This window comes from Streptomyces capitiformicae (genome assembly GCF_002214185.1).
In the GTDB taxonomy this organism is placed as follows: Bacteria; Actinomycetota; Actinomycetes; order Streptomycetales; family Streptomycetaceae; genus Streptomyces; species Streptomyces capitiformicae.
Genome location: NZ_CP022161.1, coordinates 2,305,848 through 2,323,304, shown reverse-complemented (window position 1 = coordinate 2,323,304; position 17,457 = coordinate 2,305,848). Strand labels below are relative to the sequence as shown.

Sequence of the window (17,457 nt, the reverse complement as noted above, 5' to 3'; positions counted from 1 at the left end):
GCCGAGAGGTTCCCCCATGGCAGGCGAGACCGTCATCACGGTCGTCGGCAATCTTGTCGACGACCCCGAGCTGCGCTTCACCCCGTCCGGTGCGGCGGTCGCGAAGTTCCGTGTCGCGTCCACCCCCCGCACTTTCGACCGCCAGACGAACGAGTGGAAGGACGGCGAGAGCCTGTTCCTGACCTGCTCGGTCTGGCGTCAGGCGGCGGAGAACGTCGCCGAGTCGCTCCAGCGAGGCATGCGCGTCATCGTGCAGGGCCGGCTGAAGCAGCGGTCCTACGAGGACCGTGAGGGCGTCAAGCGCACGGTCTACGAGCTTGACGTCGAGGAAGTCGGCGCCAGCTTGAAGAACGCCACGGCCAAGGTCACCAAGACCGCCGGCCGCGGTGGCCAGGGCGGTTACGGCGGCGGTGGCGGTGGCGGCCAGGGTGGCGGCGGCTGGGGCGGAGGCCCCGGCGGCGGTCAGCAGAGCGGCGCTCCCGCCGACGACCCGTGGGCCAGCAGTGCTCCCGCCGGTGGCAACCAGGGCGGTGGCGGCGGCTGGGGCGGAAGCTCCGGCGGCGGTGGCGGCTACTCGGACGAGCCCCCCTTCTAAGACTCTTCGGGCCGATCACGGTCCTGGAGGTCAAGGGCGGGGCCGTACCCCAAACTTCTTGATCACACAGGAGAAACACCATGGCGAAGCCGCCTGTGCGCAAGCCGAAGAAGAAGGTCTGCGCTTTCTGCAAGGACAAGGTCACGTACGTGGACTACAAGGACACGAACATGCTGCGGAAGTTCATTTCCGACCGCGGCAAGATCCGTGCCCGCCGCGTGACCGGCAACTGCACGCAGCACCAGCGTGACGTCGCCACGGCCGTCAAGAACAGCCGTGAGATGGCGCTGCTGCCCTACACGTCCACCGCGCGCTAAGGGAAGGGTGACCGACTAATGAAGATCATCCTCACCCACGAGGTCTCTGGCCTCGGTGCCGCCGGCGACGTCGTCGACGTCAAGGACGGTTACGCTCGCAACTACCTGATCCCGCGGAAGTTCGCGATCCGCTGGACCAAGGGTGGCGAGAAGGACGTCGAGCAGATCCGTCGTGCTCGCAAGATCCACGAGATCCAGACCATCGAGCAGGCCAACCAGGTCAAGGGTCAGCTTGAGGCCGTCAAGGTCCGCCTGGCCGTCCGCTCCGGCGACGCCGGTCGTCTCTTCGGTTCCGTCACCCCGGCCGACATCGCTTCCGCGATCAAGGCCTCCGGTGGCCCCGAGGTCGACAAGCGCCGCATCGAGCTGTCTGCTCCGATCAAGACGCTGGGCGCTCACGAGACGTCCGTGCGTCTGCACCCCGAGGTTGCCGCCAAGGTCAACATCGAGGTTGTCGCGGCCTAAGCGTCGCGCTCGCTGAAGCAGCGTGGGGCCGCACCCTGTGAAGGGTGCGGCCCCACATGCTTTTCTCGGGCTCCCCGCCGTAGGTAATTCAGGCCGGATACCTGCGGAGTGACTGTTTCACGTGAAACAGAGCGAAGGGCGATGTTTCACGTGAAACGAGGCTGGGCTTTTCAGCGCGTCGCTCCGGTGACGATCCAGCGACCGGAGCGGGAGCGCAGCCACAGGGTCAGCATGCGAGTCGCCATCATCAGCGTCATGGCGGCCCAGAGGGCCGTCAGATCGCCGCCGAGGGCAGGGACGAGCAGAGCTGCAGGGACGAAGACCGCCAAGGTCAACATCATTGCCCGGGCCAGATAGGGGCCGTCTCCCGCGCCCATCAGTACGCCGTCGAGTACGAACACGATCCCGGAGATCGGCTGGGCGAGTGCCACCACGATCAGGGCGGGCAGCGCTGCTTCCTGCACCGCTGGGTCGCCTGTGAAGAGTGGGATGAACAGGGGGCGGGTGGCGATCACCAGAAGTCCGAGTACGACACCCGTGGCGATCCCCCACTGCACCATGCGGCGGCATGCCTCGCGTGCTCCCTGAGCGTCGCCCGCTCCCAGGTACCGGCCGATGATGGCCTGTCCTGCTATGGCGATCGCGTCCAGAGCGAAGGCAAGCAGGCTCCACAGGGAGAGGATGATCTGGTGTGCGGCGATGTTCTCGTCTCCCAGACGGGCGGCGACCGCGGTGGCGATCATCAGAATCGCTCGCAGGGAGAGCGTCCGGATGAGCAGGGGCGCTCCGGCTTGAGCCGAGGCACGTATACCGGCGGCGTCCGGACGTAGTGAAGCGCCGTGCTTGTGTGCTCCGCGAATCACGACCCAGAGATAGGCGACAGCCATGCCGCACTGGGCGATGACCGTGCCCCAGGCGGATCCGGCGATGCCCAGGTCGGCGCCGTAGACGAGGCCCACGTTAAGGGCGCCGTTGGCGAAGAAGCCCACGACGGCGACGTACAAAGGGGTCTTCGTGTCCTGGAGACCGCGCAGTACACCTGTGGCGGCGAGGACGACGAGCATCGCCGGGATGCCGAGGGCCGAGATTCGCAAGTAGGTCGTGGCATAAGGGGCTGCGGTGTCCGAGGAACCAAAGAGGGCCACCAAGGAAGGCGCTGTGGGGAGGACGACCGCGATGACGAGGACGCCGAGGAGCAGAGCGAGCCAGATGCCGTCCATGCCCTGACGAATGGCAGCCCGCAGATCGCCTGCACCGACCTGTCGGGCGACAGCAGCCGTGGTGGCGTATGCCAGGAAGACGAAGACGCTGACCGCGGTGACGAGGAGTGCTGAAGCGACACCGAGACCGGCCAGTTGGGCGGTGCCGAGGTGGCCGACGACGGCGGTGTCGACCATAAGGAAAAGGGGCTCGGAGACGAGCGCGCCGAAGGCCGGAACGGCCAGCGTGATGATCTCTCGGTCGTGCCGGCGCCGGGCGGCCTTGGTCGTCGCGGGAGCCTGTGTCATGGCCACCAATCTAATCTTCCACAGGTAAGAGATGCAACCACCTAGTGCCTATTACATAGGATTCGATGGAGGGTGCTGTCGCGTAATCGTTGCGATGATCTTGATCCGGTCAGGGAAGTTTTTCTTCTGCACAGCCGGTGGACGGTAAATATCCAGGTCGGAGCGGTCTTCGGGGAGGTGGCGAGGGCTTGTTCACAGGCCTGTCCACCGAGTCGTGCACAGGTTTTGCGGGGTTCTCCACAGCATCTGGGCCGTCGTCCACATGGCCTGTGGATAACCAGATTGGCTGACGGTGCCTGCGGGCCTACGGTGGTGCGGCGCCCGCTCCTTGGTAGATCACGGAAACCTCGCAAAACCGACCTACCAGAACCGGAGTTGGGCGTCTCATTTGTCAGTGTCGTGCCGTAGAAATGAGAGGCACGGCGAGGTCCGCTCGGCGGACGGGAGGAGGTCGCTCGGTGAGCATTTCCGAGCCCCTGGACGACCCGTGGGCCGACAGCGGACCCAGTGATCGTCTGCCCGCCTCCCGTCGACGCCACGACGGCGGCCGGAGCCGGGACGAGCAGCACGACCGAGGCCGGGACAACGGGGAATGGGACGGCGGAGGCTCGGCCTTCGAGAGGGTGCCCCCGCAGGATCTCGACGCCGAGCAGTCCGTCCTCGGTGGCATGCTGCTGTCCAAGGACGCCATCGCCGACGTGGTCGAGATCCTCAAGGGCCCCGACTTCTACAAGCCGGCCCACGAGACCATCTACCAGGCGATCCTCGACGTCTACGCCAAGGGCGAGCCCGCCGACCCCATCACCATCGCCGCCGAGCTCACGAAACGCGGTGAGATCACCAAGGTCGGTGGCGCCTCCTATCTGCACGGTCTTGTCCAGACGGTGCCGACGGCGGCGAACGCGGAGTACTACGCGGAGATCGTCCATGAGCGTGCGGTCCTGCGCCGCCTGGTCGAGGCCGGCACCCGCATCACCCAGATGGGATACGCGGCCGACGACGACGTGGACGAGATCGTCAACAGAGCCCAGGCGGAGATCTTCGCGGTCACCGAGCAGCGCACCACCGAGGACTATCTGCCGCTCGGCGACATCATGGAGGGCGCTCTCGACGAGATCGAGGCGATCGGCTCGCGGTCGGGGGAGATGACCGGTGTGCCGACCGGCTTCACCGATCTCGACCAGCTCACCAACGGTCTACATCCCGGCCAGATGATCATCATCGCGGCCCGACCCGCTATGGGTAAGTCCACGCTGGCGCTGGACTTCGCTCGCGCCGCCTCCATCAAGCACAACCTGCCGAGCGTGATCTTCTCGCTCGAAATGGGTCGCAACGAGATCGCGATGCGTCTGCTGTCGGCCGAGGCGCGCGTGGCCCTGCACCACATGCGGTCCGGCACCATGACGGACGAGGACTGGACCCGGCTGGCCCGCCGGATGCCCGATGTCTCGGCCGCGCCGCTCTACATCGACGACTCCCCGAACCTGTCGATGATGGAGATCCGCGCCAAGTGCCGGCGCCTGAAGCAGCGCAACGACCTGAAGCTCGTCATCATCGACTATCTGCAGCTGATGCAGTCCGGCGGCAAGCGGTCTGAGAGCCGCCAGCAGGAAGTCTCGGACATGTCGCGAAACCTGAAGCTGCTGGCCAAGGAGCTGGAGCTGCCAGTGATCGCGCTGTCCCAGCTCAACCGTGGCCCCGAGCAGCGTACGGACAAGAAGCCCATGGTCTCCGACCTGCGCGAGTCGGGATCGATCGAGCAGGACGCGGACATGGTGATCCTGCTGCACCGCGAGGACGCGTACGAGAAGGAGTCGCCCCGAGCGGGTGAGGCGGACATCATCGTGGGCAAGCACCGTAATGGTCCTACGGCCACGATCACGGTCGCCTTCCAGGGGCACTACTCGCGATTCGTGGACATGGCGCAGACCTGATCCGGAGGCCTCGCCGTCCGGAGGAAAAGCGCTCGACGCGCGATGCCCGTGCCGGATGAACTGGGCGCATGACAACACCTCAGGAAAAGCTGCTGCCCGCCACGCGCCGGGCCCTGCTGCACCGCATCGCTGTCGCTCAGTCCGAGGGGCGTGCGCCTTCGCTGGTCGCGGCGGTGGTCCGGGGCGGGGAAAGGGTGTGGAACGGGGCGCGGACCTCGGTGGACGGGCACGCGCCGGATGCGAACGTGCAGTACCGCATCGGCTCTATCACCAAGACCTTCACGGCCGTTCTGGTGCTGCGGTTGCGCGATGAGGGCCTGCTGGACCTCGGTGACCCGTTGGAGAAGCATCTGCCGGGCACCGGCGCGGGGGAGGCCACCATCGCCGAACTGCTCGCGCACACAGGTGGACTGGCGGCGGAGTCACCCTCCCCCTGGTGGGAGCGCACCCCTGGTTCCCTGCGCCCGGAACTCGCCGACGTGCTCGGCGAGCAGCCGCACCGGCACCCGGTCGGTCGCCGCTTCCACTACTCCAACCCGGGCTTCACCCTCCTCGGCGCGCTCGTCGAGCGGTTGAGGGACGCGCCTTGGGAGGATGTCCTGCGGCGTGAGGTGCTCGAACCGCTGGGACTGCACCGCACGACGTGGCACCCCCAGGCGCCGCACGCCGGTGGCTGGGCCGTGCACCCCTGGGCCGACGTCTTGCTGCCGGAGCGCGTCGAGGACCTGGGGCGGATGGGTCCGGCGGGGCAACTCTGGTCCACGGCAGCTGACTTGGCGCGCTTCGCTGTCTTCCTGGCCAAGGGGGACGATCGAGTACTGAGCGCGGAGTCCGTCCTGGAGATGCGGACGCCCGCTGCACCGGGCGAGGCAGCTGACGTATCCGCCGGTGCGGCATACGGACTCGGAATGCAGCTCCAACACCAAGACGGCCGATTCCTTGTCGGCCACAGCGGTTCGGTTCCGGGTTTCCTCGCGAACCTCACGATCAGCGTCGAGGACGATGTGGCTGCCGTAGTGCTCGCCAACTGCACCTCCGGGCCGGTGGTGTCGGAGGTGGCCGCTGACCTCGTACGTATCGTGGCGGAGGCCGAGCCCAGGATCCCTGATCCGTGGCAACCGCTGCCCGACGTCGACCGCGCGGTCCTGGAGTTGGCGGGTCCTTGGTACTGGGGCACGCATAGCTTCGCGCTGCGACTCGTGGCCGATGGGGGAGTCTCGCTGGAGCCGCTCGCCGCCACCCTGCGCAGTGCTCGTTTCCGCCCCAATGGCGACGGCACATGGACCGGGCTCAACGGCTACTTCGCCGGAGAGCTCCTGAGGGCGGTACGGAGGCCCGACGGATCTGTGAGCCATCTGGACCTCGGCTCGTTCGTGTTCACGCGTCAGCCGTACGAGGAGGGGGCTCCAGTGCCAGGTGGAGTGGACCCCGAGGGGTGGCGCGGGATCTCGTAGACGCCGGTTGGTGAGGGTGGGGTCCTGTCACGTGATGTTTCACGTGAAACAGGATTCCGCACGCATCACCGAGTGTCGCTCAGAGCTGCAGTTTGAAGCCCACGTGGGTGGCCTCGAAGCCGAGCCGCTCATAGAAGCGGTGCGCGTCGGTGCGTGTGATGTCGGATGTCAGCTGTACCAACTGGCAGCCCTGCTGCCGTGATTCGGCGATCGCCCACTCGATGAGTTCTGTGCCGAGTCCGCTTCCGCGCTCCTCGGCGTGCACCCGGACACCCTCGATGATCGAGCGAGTGGAGCCTCGCCGGGAAAGGCCCGGGACGATCGTCAGCTGAAGCGTGCCGACGACTCGGCCCCCACGAACGGCGACCATCAGGTGCTGATGGGGATCGCTGCTGAGCCGCTCCAGGGCCGTGAGGTACGGGGCCAGATCGTCCGGCGACTCGCGCTGCGCGCCCAAGGGATCGTCCGCGAGCATCGCGACGATCGCTGTGACGTCGTCCTTGGTCGCGGGGCGAACTTCAAGGTCTCCCATGTCTGAACTCTACGTGGGCACGTTCAGCGACTTCATGGCGCGGACGAGAGGGGCCAGTTCGGGGTTCTCCGCCGCCTCGTCGAGCCCTTCACACAGAGCGGCGTCGTTCGTGGGGCGTGCCTCCGCGAGGAGCTTGAGGCCGGCTTCGGAGACGTCGGTGTAGATGCCCCGGCGGTCGGTCGGGCACAGGTAGCGCGCGAGCAGTCCACGGTCTTCGAGGCGGGTGACCAGTCGGGTGGTAGCGCTCTGGCTGAGCACGACCGCGTCGGCGACCTGCTTCATCTGCAGATGCCTTCCTTCGCCGTCGTGCTGGCGGCTCAACACGTCGAGCAGGGAGTACTCGCGCACGCTGAGGCCGTGCCCGGACTGCAGTGCGCGTTCGATGCGCGCCTCGATCCTCCCGTGCAACAGGGAGAGGGCGCACCAACCCTGAGCGAGGGCGGCGAGCGCGGGGTCCGTAGCTGTCATCGGCTTCCTCCGTCCCGGGAGCGGCTCACGCCCAGGGTAGGCCAATGGCGCAATAGTCGGCTTATGCATCTATGGAGCGTGTGCAACTATTGAGTTCGTGATCACGGGGGTGCTGCCTGATGTCGCGGGCGACTTCGACTCTCGCTCGCCCACGGCGCCTTCATCGGCATCGGCTCGGTGGTGGCGGCCGACCTGGTCGCCCCGGAGGGCGTCGTCGGCCTGCTGGGGGGGCGCCCGGCTCGTCCCGAGACGCCAAAGCCGGAAGGCGTGCGCCTGCGCCACGAGTTGGCCGCGCTCAAGAATGTCCAGGTCCTGCTCGCCATGGCGATGACCGTGCTCGGCTTCGGCGGCAGTACGTCTCACTGGGCGCCATGGCCGTCGTCCTCGCCCTGTTCGCGTTCACCGCACACGACAAGGCCGCCGCAGCGGGTGACCCTCGCGCTGATCGGAGCCCTTGGCTTCGCGACCGTGCCGCCGTTGCAGAAGCGGGTCCTCGACCAAGCGCACGGCGCACCCGCACTGGCCTCGTCATCGATGCGGGCTTCAGCTACACGGCACCCAACTGGCCGTCGGAGTCGCCCTCGCGGTCAGCGCCCTCATGCTGGCGTTTCTGCCGGCTGCGCTGGAGCGCAAGGGGAGCGTCCCCAGCACCGTCGTAGCGGAAGCGCTGCGGTCGAGCAGCGGACGTCTGTGCCTCGTTGACCAGCCGCGGGGCAGCCTCCTCGGTGGGGAGCCTCAGCCTGCTGCCACGGTCAGTGGGGCGTACCGTCGGGTCCAGTCGCCCGGCAGCTCGGAAATCCCGTACGTCATCACCGCGTTGAAGGCGACCGATTCCAGGCCGCGTTCCTTCACCCACGCCAGCAGCTCCTCATGACGCACGTCGATGTCGGTGCGCAACGGGCGATCGGTGTGGGCTGCCAGGGAGGCGATAAGCGCCTTCGCAGTCTGTGTGTCGCGGGCGATCAGCGGGCCGACGACATGGTCGTCCATATTGGGCCAGGCGGCCGCGTAGCCGATGATCCGGCCGTTCTCTTCGGCGACGCGTAGCTGATCGGCGAAGGCGGGGAGCCGGGTGAGGATATGGGTGCGGTCCGTGCCGAAGACTTCCTCGTCGAGTCGCAGGATCGTGGTGAGGTCTTCGGCCGTGGCCGGGCGTGTGGGGACCGCGGGGGACGATCCGCCCGCTGCGAAGTGGCCTCGGACCATCTCAGCCCGGCCGGTGACCTTGAACCCCAACTCCTCGTAGAGAGGACGTCCATACGGCGTCGCGTGCAGGGTCAGCGGAGTGGTGCCCAGTTCTGCGACGACATGGCGCATCAGACGGCGGCCGATGCCCTGGCGGGCGTGTCGCTCGGCGACCAGCACCATGCCGATCGCCCCCAGGTCGGGGCGGCCCGCCGGACCGTACTCGGTGACCACGCAGGCGGTGACGAGACCACCCTCTGGGGCATCGATGCCGTAGCCGGTCCCTGCCGCGAGAAGCAGCCCCCACTTGTGCTCCTCGCGGGGCCAGCCCCGGTCCTCGGACAAGTCGGCGCAGGCGGTGAGATCGCGAGGCGTCAGACGACGGATGGGCAGAGCGGCGGGGGAAGGTGTCGGCACGCAGGTCAGGCTGTCCGACACGAGCCCGGACGTCCACCGGTTTGCGGTCACACGTACGCGCTTTTGGCCATCTCGTGCACAACCGCACAGCGGGCGGACAGATGTTTCACGTGAAACACCCGCGTGCAGGCACACCCGTGCAGGCGTGAAGGAGGGCGCGGTTAGCCTCGTCTCCCATGACACGACTGCACCTGTTCGACCTGGACGGGACTCTGCTGCACGACACGGCGGCCCCCGTGGAGATATCGCGGCAACTCGGTCTGGCCAAGGAGATAGCCGAACTCGAACGGGACTTCGTGACGCGGCGCATCGACTCGCGGGCGTACGCACAGCGTGTACACGGCCTGTGGGCCGGGCTCACCGAGAGCCATGTCGCCGCTGCTTTCGACGGAGCGCCGTGGCTGTCGCGTATCCGGGACACCTGGGCCGAGATCCGGGAACGCGGGGAGTACTGCGCCGTCATCTCGCTCTCGCCTTCGTTCTTCGTCGAGCGGCTCACCGCATGGGGTGCACACGCGGCGTACGGATCGCGCTTCCCCCGGGTGCCCTTCAGCGTGCCCGTCGATCCGGCCGGGATCCTCACACCGGCGGCCAAGGTGGAGATCGCGGATCGGCTCTGCGGGGAGCTAGGGCTGACCCTGGCCGATTGCGTCGCTTACGGCGACTCGCTCTCCGATGCGGAACTCTTCGGGACCGTGCCGATCTCGGTGGCTGTTAATGCCGATCGGTATCTGACGCGGCTCGCCACCCACTCCTACACGGGGCAGGATCTGTGGGATGCCTATGAATTGGTGCGACGCGCCCGGTAATTGAAGGTGTTGCTGGTTCGCACCTGTTGAATTTCCAGTACAGCAAGAGGGGACTTGTATATGGCGATCCTGCCGGTAGGGTCGAGTCCGGTTCGTGTCCGAAGCGAGATGTAGTCGTCTCATGGAGTGGGTGCGAACGCAGTCCAATGCAGCCTAACCGGACAGGGAGATCGAAGACCTGCGTTCACCGTTATGAGGCGGGGCGTCCGTGCGCTGTGGAACGCTGCGGCATGAGTGCTGCGGCTCACGTCACACTCTCACCTACTTGTCCGTACGCAGCGGGAATGCGGGTTGAATGTGGCCGCATTGGTCGACAGGAACGAACGGGGAAAGCAAGGCCGTCCGCGGGGGAAAACAGGCTACTTCCGACCCGGGAAGTGCGCAGATCGACCGAAAGATGCTCGAGGCGAGGCACACCATGGACGCTCCGACCACCACGTCGGCCGGCAACGGCACTTCGGGGGACAGTGACGGAAGCGGTTGGTTCACACCGCGGACGCAGCCGCCGTCCCCCGGCGGAGGCTCGAAGCCGGAAGGTAACCGTCTCGCCGCGTTCCGGCCCGTGAGCAGGCCTCAGGAGCCGCAGAGTGGGCCCCAGCAAGACCGTGACGAGGCTCCGCAGGATCCCATACCGGCCACCGAGGCGCCGCACCCCAGCGCCCCGGCACACCCCCGGCCGGGCCCTCGTGAGGACGAGCACGGCTCCGAGCGCTCTGTATTCGAGGCCCGCGTACCCGTCCAGCGCGCCACCCGCACGCCCGAGCCCTCCCCCGACGCCGTGCTCATCCGGCGCACCATGGCTGAGGTCGGCCCCGTCGCCGACAAGGTCACCTCGTACTTCTACGCGCTGCTCTTCGTCCAGCACCCGGAACTGCGCCCTATGTTTCCTCCGGCGATGGACGCCCAGCGCGATCGCCTGCTCAAGGCGCTGCTGACCGCCGCCGAGCACATCGACAACGCTCCGGTCCTCGTCGACTACCTGCAGAACCTCGGCCGCGGCCACCGCAAGTACGGCACCCAGGCCGAGCACTACCCGGCCGTCGGCGAGTGTCTGATCGGCGCGCTGAGCCGCTATGCCCAGGCGATCTGGGACGACGAGACCGAGGCTGCCTGGGTCCGGGCGTACACGACCATCTCGCAGGTGATGATCGACGCGGCGGCCGCCGACGAGCTGCGCTCCCCGCCCTGGTGGATGGCAGAGGTGGTCTCGCACGAGCTGAGAACCGCCGACATAGCGGTCCTCACCGTTCGTCCGAACCAGCCGTATCCCTTTCTCGCCGGGCAGTACGCGAGTGTGGAGACTCCCTGGTGGCCGCGGATCTGGCGGCACTACTCGTTCGCCTCGGCACCCCGCTCGGACGGGTTGCTGTCGTTCCACGTGAAGGCGATCTCCGCGGGCTGGGTCTCCAACGCGCTCGTGCACCGTGCCCGGCCTGGCGACGTCATACGACTGGGCCCGCCGGCCGGTGCGATGACTGTCGACCACACCACCGACAGTGGACTGCTCTGTCTGGGCGGCGGCACCGGTATCGCGCCGATCAAAGCCATGGTCGAGGACGTCGCCGAACATGGACGGCACCGCCCGGTTGAGGTCTTCTACGGAGCCCGCTCCAACCGCGACCTGTACGACATCGACACGCTGCTGCGGCTGCGGCAGAGCAACCCATGGCTGGAGGTCCGCCCGGTGGTGGACAAGCACGGGTTGCTCCAGTTGCCCGACGCCATACGCGAGTACGGACCGTGGAACGGGTACGACGCCTACCTCTCGGGCCCGCCCGGCATGATCCGCAGTGGTGTGGACGCGCTGAAGGGCGTCGGCATCCCCTTGGAACGCATACGCCACGACTCGGTGGAGGAACTCGTGGCAGCCGTGGACTGACCGAGAGGTCCATGCGGGTAGCGGCCCGGCAGCAAACCGGTGAGGGGTCAGCCCAGGTCAGGCGCGTGCATCGCCCGTACGCCCTCGATGTTTCCGTCCAGGTAGTGCCGCAGGGACAGCGGGACGAGGTGGACGGAGGCGATGCCGACCCGGGTGAAGGGCACGCGCACGATCTCGTACTCGCCCTGGGGTTCATCCACCTCGGGCCCGTGGCGCTTGGAGGGGTCCATGGATTCCAGGCGGCACACGAAGAAGTGCTGGACCTTCACGCCCGTGGCGCCGCCGTCCTCGCCGATGTGCTCGACGGTGTCCACGAAGCAGGGAACCACATCGGTGATCTTGGCGCCGAGTTCCTCGTGCACCTCGCGGTGGAGCGCGTCGACGACAGTCGTGTCCTCCGGCTCGACCCCGCCGCCCGGTGTGAGCCAGTAGGGATCGACGCCCGGCTTGGTCCGCTTGATCAGGATCAGGTCGTCGCCGTCGAGCAGGACGGCGCGGGCGGTGCGCTTGACCACGGGTCGGACGGTCATGGGAGAAATGTGGCCCGACATGTTCCACGTGAAACATCGCCTGACCACGGAAGTGCGGCGCGCCGACGTGGTCCGCGCCGCTTCAGGACCAGTCCACCGCCGCCCGCAGCAGCCACTCGTGGGCCCGCGCGATGTGCGGCATGGCCAGGGTGCCGGTGCGGACCACCAAAAAATACGTCCGCAGTGGTGGTACCGGCGGATCGAGGAGCGCCACGACATCACCGCGTTCCAGGGCGGAGGCGCACAGATAGCGGGGCAACACGGCCAGGCCGGCACCTGAGACAGTGCAGGCGAGGACCGCGCGCAGGTCCGGGACGACGACTGTGCCGGAGGCTGCGGGACGGGAGTCGAAGACCGAGGCCCAGTAACGCGAGATGAACGGCAGTGACTCGTGCACTTCGATGACCGGGAAGTGCTCCAGCGTGTGCGCTCCCTTGCGGCGCAGCTTGCCGGGACCGATGCGCGCGGCCCAGCGCGGGGCGGTGACCAGCACATGTTCCTCGTCGCAGAGCGGGGTGGCGGTGAGCAGGGTGCCGCGTGGCTGGGCGGTGGTGATGGCCAGGTCGTGGTGGCCGGCGGCGAGTCCGTCGAGAGACTCGTCGGCGTTTCCGAAGGAGACCCTCAGCGCGAAGCCCTGTCCGTCGTCTCCGGTCAGCTCGGTGAGGGCGGGCAGGGCTCGTTCGGCGGTGAACTCGGGTGGACCGGCGAGATGGAGGGTCCGTAAGGAGGAGTCGTCGTCCAGGCCGGTCTCGGCGATCTCCACGAGCGCGTCGAGATGCGGCGCCGCCTTGTGGGCGAGCTCGTCGCCGATGGTCGTCGGGGTCACTCCCCGGGCCTGGCGGAGGAAGAGGGGACGACCCAGCTGTCGTTCGAGCGTGCGGATCTGCGAGGTGACGGCCGGTTGCGAGAGGCCGAGCAGCGCTGCGGCGCGAGTGAAGGAGCCGGCGCGGTGCACGGTCACGAACGTCCGCAGTAAGGCCAGATCCATGGTCGCCCCTCCCCTCGCCACCCCCGGAGCGCCCAACTATAAATAAGTCGATAGGTCTCTGTCGCTACTGTGATTGGACACTGACACAGAGTCAATTAGCCTTGTTCGCGCGGTTCTTCGCGCGCGGAACCGGGACGGTCCGAGCCACGAGGGGGGAGGCTCGGACCGTCCGTTGTACGTAGCGGAGTACTAATCAGTAGCCACAGAGAGCGCATGCAGCACATCCGCCACCAAGTCGTCGGTGTCCTCCGCGCCGGCCGAGAAACGGATGAAGCCTTCCGAAACCGCGTCGCCTCCCCACCGTCCGCGCCGTTCGGCGGTGGACCGCACCCCGCCGAAGCTCGTCGCGTCGTCCACAAGGTGCAGCGCGTCGAGAAAACGCTCGGCACACGCGCGTGTGGGCAACGAGAACGACACCACGCACCCGAAGCGTCGCATCTGCTGCGAGGCGATCTTGTGCGAGGGGTCGTCGGGTAGCCCCGGATAGCGCACCCCGGCCACCCCGGGCCATCCCATGAGCGCCTCGGCGACGGCGAGGGCGTTGACGCTCTGCCTGTCGGCCCGCAGCTGGAGCGTGGCGAGCGAGCGGTGCGCGAGCCAGGCCTCCATCGGCCCCGGAATCGCTCCGACGATCTTGCGCCAGCGTCGTACGGCCTCCATCGCGGAAGCGTCGCGCCCGACCACGTACCCGAGCAGGACGTCCCCGTGGCCGGTCAGCTGCTTGGTGCCGCTGGCCACCGCGAAGTCGGCGCCGAGCTCCAGCGGCCGCTGCCCGAGCGGTGTCGCCAGGGTGTTGTCGACGGCGACGAGACATCCACGCGCGCGTGCCGCCTCGCAGAGCCGCCGTACATCGCATACGTCGAGCCCCGGATTGGAGGGCGTCTCCAGCCACAGCAGCTTGGCGCCGTCGAGAAGGTCGAGCTGAGCGTCGCCGCCCGTCGGGGCGCTGCGCACCTCGACGCCGTACGACCGCAGCTGCTCGCCTGCCAGGGGCAGCACGTTGTAGCCGTCGCTCGGTAGGACCAGGACGTCGCCGGTGCGCAGCTGGGAGAAGAGGACGGCCGAGATGGCGGCCATGCCGGAGGAGAAGGCGAGCGTCTCGACGTCGTCCTGTCCGGGCGCCTCCAGTTCGCCGATGGCGCGTTCGAGGAGGGTCCAGGTGGGGTTCTGGTCGCGTCCGTAGGCGTACGGTCCGGTGGCGTCGCCGGGCAGGTGGTAGTGGGCGGCGAAGACCGGTCCGGGCAGGGTCGGCTCGTGCTTGACGGGCTCGGGCAGCCCGGCCCGCACCACGCGGGTGCCGTCACCGGGGTTCGAAGGGGGGTTCTCCGTGCTCATGCGACCTGTCCCTCCACCTGCTCGCGGACGGCGGTGAGCAGGCCGGGGCTCGCCGCTTCCACGAGTTCCAGGCACTCCTCGAAGCCATCCATGCCCCCGTAGTACGGGTCCGGAACGTCGAGGTCGTCGCCCGCCGCGGGGTCGTAGGAACGCAGGAGGCGGATCTTCTCCGCGTCCGCGGCGGTGGGCGCGAGGCGGCGCAGGGCCTTGAGGTGGCCGACGTCAAGGGCGATCACGAGGTCGAGGCGGGAGAACCAGGAGGTCTGGAACTGCCGGGCGGCGTGGATGCTGCCGTAGCCGTTCGTCTCCAGGACGGAGACGGTGCGCGGATCGGCGGGGTCGCCCTCGTGCCAGCCGCCCGTGCCGGCGCTGTCGACTTCGACCAGGCCGTCGAGCCCGGCCTCCTCTATACGGGCGCGGAAGACGGACTCGGCCATCGGAGAGCGGCAGATGTTGCCGGTGCAGACGAAGCAGACGCGGTAGGTCATCTGGGAGCCTCAGTCCCCGTCGGGCAGGACGAGGTGGAGTGCCCAGGAGACGATCGAGATGATCAGGCCACCCAGGACGGCGGTCCAGAAGCCGTCAACGTGGAAACTCAGGTCGAGCTTGTCGGCCAGCCACGAGGTGAGCAGCAGCATCAGGGCGTTCACCACCAGGGTGAACAGGCCGAGCGTCAGAATGAACAGGGGGAGGGTGAGCAGCTGCACGAGTGGCTTGACCACGACGTTCACGAGGCCGAAGACGAGCGCGACCAGCAGCAGTGTGCCGACCTTCTTGCCCGTGCTGTCCCCGGTCAGCGTGATCTTGTCGAGTATCCACACGGCGACCGCGAGGGCCCCGGCGTTGGCGAGTGTCTTGACTACGAAATTCTTCATGTGTCTGATCGTGGCAGACGAGATCGGTTACGAGTACGGGCAAGGCGGGCTAAGTCGATGAAGGCATTCCGGTTGGATGAGCTGGAGGCGGAGCGCGCCGCCAATGAGGGCGCCTACCTGCAGTTTCTGCGCGAGCGGAACATGTCGGTCGGTCTGTACGCGCTCGACGCCGGGGAGCTCGACCCGCAGAAGCCGCACCGCCAGGACGAGGTGTACCTCGTGGTGAGCGGCCGCGCCTTGCTCACGGTCGGTCTGGAGACCACCCAGGTGGCACGCGGCAGTGTCGTGTACGTGCCCGCCGGGGTTGCTCACAAGTTTCATCACATCACCGAGGACCTGCGGGTCGTGGTGGTGTTCTCTCCACCGGAGGGCTGACGTCCGCTTCAGGGTTCCCTAGGGGAACGATCAGGGACGGACAAGGGGTGCGAAGCCCCCGAACGGCCCCTCCGCGGCCCTAGCATCGATGGCAGGACGTCAGAAATCCCGGAAGCGGTGCCTCAGAAGAGGGGCCACGGGTGGAGACACAAGGAGCAAGGCGATGCGGGAGATCTTCGCGGGGATGCCGTGGTGGGTGAAGTGGATCGCGGTGCCGGTCATCGCTCTGGTCGTGTTCGGCGGCCTGATAGCCAATGTCGTCGGCTTCGTGATCGGCCTGCTCTTCAAGGTACTCGTCTTCGTGGCGCTCGTCGGTGGACTGATCTACGTCGTACGGAAGTTCACGACGAGCTCGTCGTCACGCGGTGACTGGTGAGGCGTCAGCATGGGGCAAGAACTGAGGCGTGAGTGAGTGAGGGTCGGCCAGGGCGCGACGGTAACAGGAACGTGAGGTTCCCTCGCCAGAGGGAAGTTTCCCGGCGGGGCCGTATGCGAGTGGTGGCGGGCGGCTAGAGTCCGGGCACTCGTCGCGGGCTCGACCCCGCGGGCGGCGCATCTCCTCCCGTGTGCCCCGCACGGGTGGCCCTCCTCGCGCTTCGGGAGTGACCCTTGGCCACGGCTGACACCGCACCCGCAGAACCGCTCTTCCCGCCCCGCTCCCGAGCGACACAGAGCGCTGTTCCTCCCCCACAACCGGGCCCTCGACCACAGCCGGGCCGTGGATCGACAACGGCGGTCGGTGCACCCGGGCAGCCGCGCACCCGAGCCGGGCAGACCCACGCTCCGCCCGCGGCGCCGCGTAGGGACCCCTCGAAAGCCCCGGTTCCCCCTGCACAGCCACGCACGTCACCGGGTGAAGAGGCCGGCCGGCCCGCAGAGCCGCCCACGGCTCCGGCACCCCGCCTCGTCCGACCGGGCCCCCCTGATACGCAGGGACTCGTCACCCCGCACTCGCACGGATTGGGGCGGGGAGCGCGCATCCCGGCTCCGGCAGCCCCGCCGGAATCGCACTCGGGCACCCTCATCGGCTCCGTACAGCGGGCCATGCGGCTGCTGGAGGCCGTCGCCGAGCGGCAACACGGGGCGCCTGCCAAACAGTTGGCGCGGGACACCGGGCTCGCGCTGCCCACGGCCTACCACCTGCTGCGCACGCTGGTGCACGAGGGCTATCTGCGCCGGGAGAAAGGGCTGTTCTTCCTCGGTGAGGCGGCCGAGCGGCTGAGCAGCAGCGGCGCGCAGGAGAAACGTCGCAGCACGGTGAACGAGACCCTCGCGCACTGGCGGGACACCATCGGCGTGCCCGTCTACTACGCGGTCTACCGGGACGGCGAGATCGAGGTCCTCTGCGTCGCCGACAGCCCGAGCACCCCGGCGGTCGAGGAGTGGGCCGACTTCCGGGAGACCGGGCACGCCCACGCCATCGGACAGTGTCTGCTCTCCCAACTCGGCGACGAGGCCCGCCGCGACCACCTGGACCGCTACCCCGTGCGGTCGATCACCCCGTACACGGTGCGTGACAAGGAGACCCTGCTACGGCGCCTGGACCGGATCGGACGGATGGAACCGGTCGTCGAGCGGCAGGAGTACGCCCTGGGCACGGTCTGCGCCGCGATCCCGATCACTGCTGGGACGACCGCGGGCACCCTCGCCATCTCGCTGCCCGTGCACCAGGCCCACCGGCTGCTGCCCGCGACGCATCAGTTGCAGGCCGAGCTGGGAAAGCTCCTAGGGACACTCGCGATCTCTATCAGCATCTGAAAAATCACTCCTTGTGATCTCCCGTGTACTTTC

19 protein-coding genes and 1 pseudogene are annotated in these 17,457 nt (G+C 67.9%); 11 read left to right on the top strand and 9 right to left on the bottom strand.

The window, feature by feature from the left end; all coding sequences use genetic code 11:
* The first annotated feature begins 16 nt into the window (after window positions 1–16).
* The 3 genes from CES90_RS10220 to rplI all read left to right on the top strand — a co-directional run bounded on the left by CES90_RS10220 (window position 17) and on the right by rplI (window position 1,377).
* On the top strand, window positions 17–595 hold the full coding sequence (locus CES90_RS10220) for a single-stranded DNA-binding protein (RefSeq protein WP_189780898.1): 579 nt from the start codon (window positions 17–19) through the stop codon (window positions 593–595).
* An 80-nt stretch (window positions 596–675) separates the two neighbouring features.
* Window positions 676–912 carry a 30S ribosomal protein S18 gene (rpsR, locus tag CES90_RS10215; protein WP_003949403.1) on the top strand — a complete coding sequence of 79 codons (237 nt, stop codon included), beginning with the start codon at window positions 676–678 and terminating at the stop codon, window positions 910–912.
* Between the two features lie 18 nt (window positions 913–930).
* Window positions 931–1,377, top strand: coding sequence for a 50S ribosomal protein L9 (gene rplI, locus CES90_RS10210; RefSeq protein ID WP_149823430.1), 447 nt, complete (start codon window positions 931–933; stop codon window positions 1,375–1,377).
* 170 nt (window positions 1,378–1,547) lie between these two features.
* Here rplI and CES90_RS10205 read toward each other — a convergent pair whose 3' ends face one another.
* Complete coding sequence (locus CES90_RS10205; protein ID WP_373313261.1) at window positions 1,548–2,894, bottom strand: MATE family efflux transporter; 1,347 nt, start codon at window positions 2,892–2,894, stop codon at window positions 1,548–1,550.
* A gap of 449 nt (window positions 2,895–3,343) precedes the next feature.
* Here CES90_RS10205 and dnaB point away from each other — a divergent pair, with 449 nt between their 5' ends.
* On the top strand, window positions 3,344–4,819 hold the full coding sequence (gene dnaB / locus CES90_RS10200; RefSeq protein ID WP_149823428.1) for a replicative DNA helicase: 1,476 nt from the start codon (window positions 3,344–3,346) through the stop codon (window positions 4,817–4,819).
* A gap of 68 nt (window positions 4,820–4,887) precedes the next feature.
* Window positions 4,888–6,273: a serine hydrolase domain-containing protein gene (locus CES90_RS10195; protein WP_189780900.1), complete on the top strand. Its 1,386-nt coding sequence runs from the start codon at window positions 4,888–4,890 to the stop codon at window positions 6,271–6,273.
* 79 nt (window positions 6,274–6,352) lie between these two features.
* Here the strand turns inward: CES90_RS10195 and CES90_RS10190 are convergent, their stop codons facing one another.
* Both CES90_RS10190 and CES90_RS10185 read right to left on the bottom strand, forming a co-directional pair.
* Window positions 6,353–6,805, bottom strand: a complete 453-nt coding sequence (locus CES90_RS10190) for a GNAT family N-acetyltransferase (RefSeq protein ID WP_189780901.1) — start codon at window positions 6,803–6,805, stop codon at window positions 6,353–6,355.
* Window positions 6,806–6,814: 9 nt separating this feature from the next.
* Window positions 6,815–7,273, bottom strand: coding sequence for a MarR family winged helix-turn-helix transcriptional regulator (locus tag CES90_RS10185; RefSeq protein ID WP_189780902.1), 459 nt, complete (start codon window positions 7,271–7,273; stop codon window positions 6,815–6,817).
* 126 nt (window positions 7,274–7,399) lie between these two features.
* Here CES90_RS10185 and CES90_RS10180 point away from each other — a divergent pair.
* Window positions 7,400–7,943, top strand: a pseudogene (locus CES90_RS10180) (MFS transporter); the annotation flags it as partial.
* Between the two features lie 65 nt (window positions 7,944–8,008).
* Here CES90_RS10180 and CES90_RS10175 read toward each other — a convergent pair.
* Window positions 8,009–8,875: a GNAT family N-acetyltransferase gene (locus CES90_RS10175; RefSeq protein ID WP_189780903.1), complete on the bottom strand. Its 867-nt coding sequence runs from the start codon at window positions 8,873–8,875 to the stop codon at window positions 8,009–8,011.
* Window positions 8,876–9,051: 176 nt separating this feature from the next.
* Here CES90_RS10175 and CES90_RS10170 point away from each other — a divergent pair, with 176 nt between their 5' ends.
* The gene (locus CES90_RS10170) at window positions 9,052–9,684 is read left to right on the top strand and encodes an HAD family hydrolase (RefSeq protein ID WP_189780904.1); all 633 of its coding nucleotides are present in this window, start codon (window positions 9,052–9,054) and stop codon (window positions 9,682–9,684) included.
* 397 nt (window positions 9,685–10,081) lie between these two features.
* The gene (locus CES90_RS10165) at window positions 10,082–11,563 is read left to right on the top strand and encodes a globin domain-containing protein (protein WP_189780905.1); all 1,482 of its coding nucleotides are present in this window, start codon (window positions 10,082–10,084) and stop codon (window positions 11,561–11,563) included.
* Window positions 11,564–11,610: 47 nt separating this feature from the next.
* On the opposite strand, the gene CES90_RS10160 is transcribed toward CES90_RS10165, so the two are convergent.
* From CES90_RS10160 to CES90_RS10140, 5 genes are all read right to left on the bottom strand, one after another.
* On the bottom strand, window positions 11,611–12,093 hold the full coding sequence (locus CES90_RS10160) for an NUDIX domain-containing protein (RefSeq protein WP_189780906.1): 483 nt from the start codon (window positions 12,091–12,093) through the stop codon (window positions 11,611–11,613).
* 82 nt (window positions 12,094–12,175) lie between these two features.
* The gene (locus CES90_RS10155) at window positions 12,176–13,081 is read right to left on the bottom strand and encodes a LysR family transcriptional regulator (protein WP_189780907.1); all 906 of its coding nucleotides are present in this window, start codon (window positions 13,079–13,081) and stop codon (window positions 12,176–12,178) included.
* 189 nt (window positions 13,082–13,270) lie between these two features.
* On the bottom strand, window positions 13,271–14,416 hold the full coding sequence (locus CES90_RS10150) for a cystathionine gamma-lyase (protein ID WP_189780908.1): 1,146 nt from the start codon (window positions 14,414–14,416) through the stop codon (window positions 13,271–13,273).
* Window positions 14,413–14,904: a low molecular weight protein-tyrosine-phosphatase gene (locus CES90_RS10145; protein ID WP_189780909.1), complete on the bottom strand. Its 492-nt coding sequence runs from the start codon at window positions 14,902–14,904 to the stop codon at window positions 14,413–14,415. Before CES90_RS10145 ends, CES90_RS10150 begins: the two co-directional genes overlap by 4 nt.
* A 9-nt stretch (window positions 14,905–14,913) precedes the next feature.
* A complete protein-coding gene (locus CES90_RS10140) occupies window positions 14,914–15,291 on the bottom strand; it encodes a phage holin family protein (RefSeq protein WP_189780910.1) in 378 nt (125 codons plus the stop codon).
* A gap of 57 nt (window positions 15,292–15,348) precedes the next feature.
* On the opposite strand from CES90_RS10140, the gene CES90_RS10135 reads away from it, so the two are divergent.
* From CES90_RS10135 to CES90_RS10125, 3 genes are all read left to right on the top strand, one after another.
* Window positions 15,349–15,666 (top strand): cupin domain-containing protein, encoded by a 318-nt coding sequence (locus tag CES90_RS10135; RefSeq protein WP_189780911.1) that lies wholly within the window; start codon window positions 15,349–15,351, stop codon window positions 15,664–15,666.
* A gap of 163 nt (window positions 15,667–15,829) precedes the next feature.
* Window positions 15,830–16,042 (top strand): DUF5326 family protein, encoded by a 213-nt coding sequence (locus CES90_RS10130; RefSeq protein ID WP_189780912.1) that lies wholly within the window; start codon window positions 15,830–15,832, stop codon window positions 16,040–16,042.
* 602 nt (window positions 16,043–16,644) lie between these two features.
* Window positions 16,645–17,424, top strand: a complete 780-nt coding sequence (locus CES90_RS10125) for an IclR family transcriptional regulator (RefSeq protein ID WP_373313270.1) — start codon at window positions 16,645–16,647, stop codon at window positions 17,422–17,424.
* The last annotated feature ends 33 nt before the right edge of the window (window positions 17,425–17,457 follow it).

Coding starts and splice junctions, on each gene's coding strand:
- CES90_RS10220 (WP_189780898.1), top strand. CDS start 17: ATGGCAGGCGAGACCGTCATCACGGTCGTCGGCAATCTTGTCGACGAC.
- rpsR (WP_003949403.1), top strand. CDS start 676: ATGGCGAAGCCGCCTGTGCGCAAGCCGAAGAAGAAGGTCTGCGCTTTC.
- rplI (WP_149823430.1), top strand. CDS start 931: ATGAAGATCATCCTCACCCACGAGGTCTCTGGCCTCGGTGCCGCCGGC.
- CES90_RS10195 (WP_189780900.1), top strand. CDS start 4,888: ATGACAACACCTCAGGAAAAGCTGCTGCCCGCCACGCGCCGGGCCCTG.
- CES90_RS10190 (WP_189780901.1), bottom strand. CDS start 6,805: ATGGGAGACCTTGAAGTTCGCCCCGCGACCAAGGACGACGTCACAGCG.
- CES90_RS10185 (WP_189780902.1), bottom strand. CDS start 7,273: ATGACAGCTACGGACCCCGCGCTCGCCGCCCTCGCTCAGGGTTGGTGC.
- CES90_RS10170 (WP_189780904.1), top strand. CDS start 9,052: ATGACACGACTGCACCTGTTCGACCTGGACGGGACTCTGCTGCACGAC.
- CES90_RS10165 (WP_189780905.1), top strand. CDS start 10,082: ATGCTCGAGGCGAGGCACACCATGGACGCTCCGACCACCACGTCGGCC.
- CES90_RS10160 (WP_189780906.1), bottom strand. CDS start 12,093: ATGACCGTCCGACCCGTGGTCAAGCGCACCGCCCGCGCCGTCCTGCTC.
- CES90_RS10155 (WP_189780907.1), bottom strand. CDS start 13,081: ATGGATCTGGCCTTACTGCGGACGTTCGTGACCGTGCACCGCGCCGGC.
- CES90_RS10150 (WP_189780908.1), bottom strand. CDS start 14,416: ATGAGCACGGAGAACCCCCCTTCGAACCCCGGTGACGGCACCCGCGTG.
- CES90_RS10145 (WP_189780909.1), bottom strand. CDS start 14,904: ATGACCTACCGCGTCTGCTTCGTCTGCACCGGCAACATCTGCCGCTCT.
- CES90_RS10140 (WP_189780910.1), bottom strand. CDS start 15,291: ATGAAGAATTTCGTAGTCAAGACACTCGCCAACGCCGGGGCCCTCGCG.
- CES90_RS10135 (WP_189780911.1), top strand. CDS start 15,349: ATGAAGGCATTCCGGTTGGATGAGCTGGAGGCGGAGCGCGCCGCCAAT.
- CES90_RS10130 (WP_189780912.1), top strand. CDS start 15,830: ATGCGGGAGATCTTCGCGGGGATGCCGTGGTGGGTGAAGTGGATCGCG.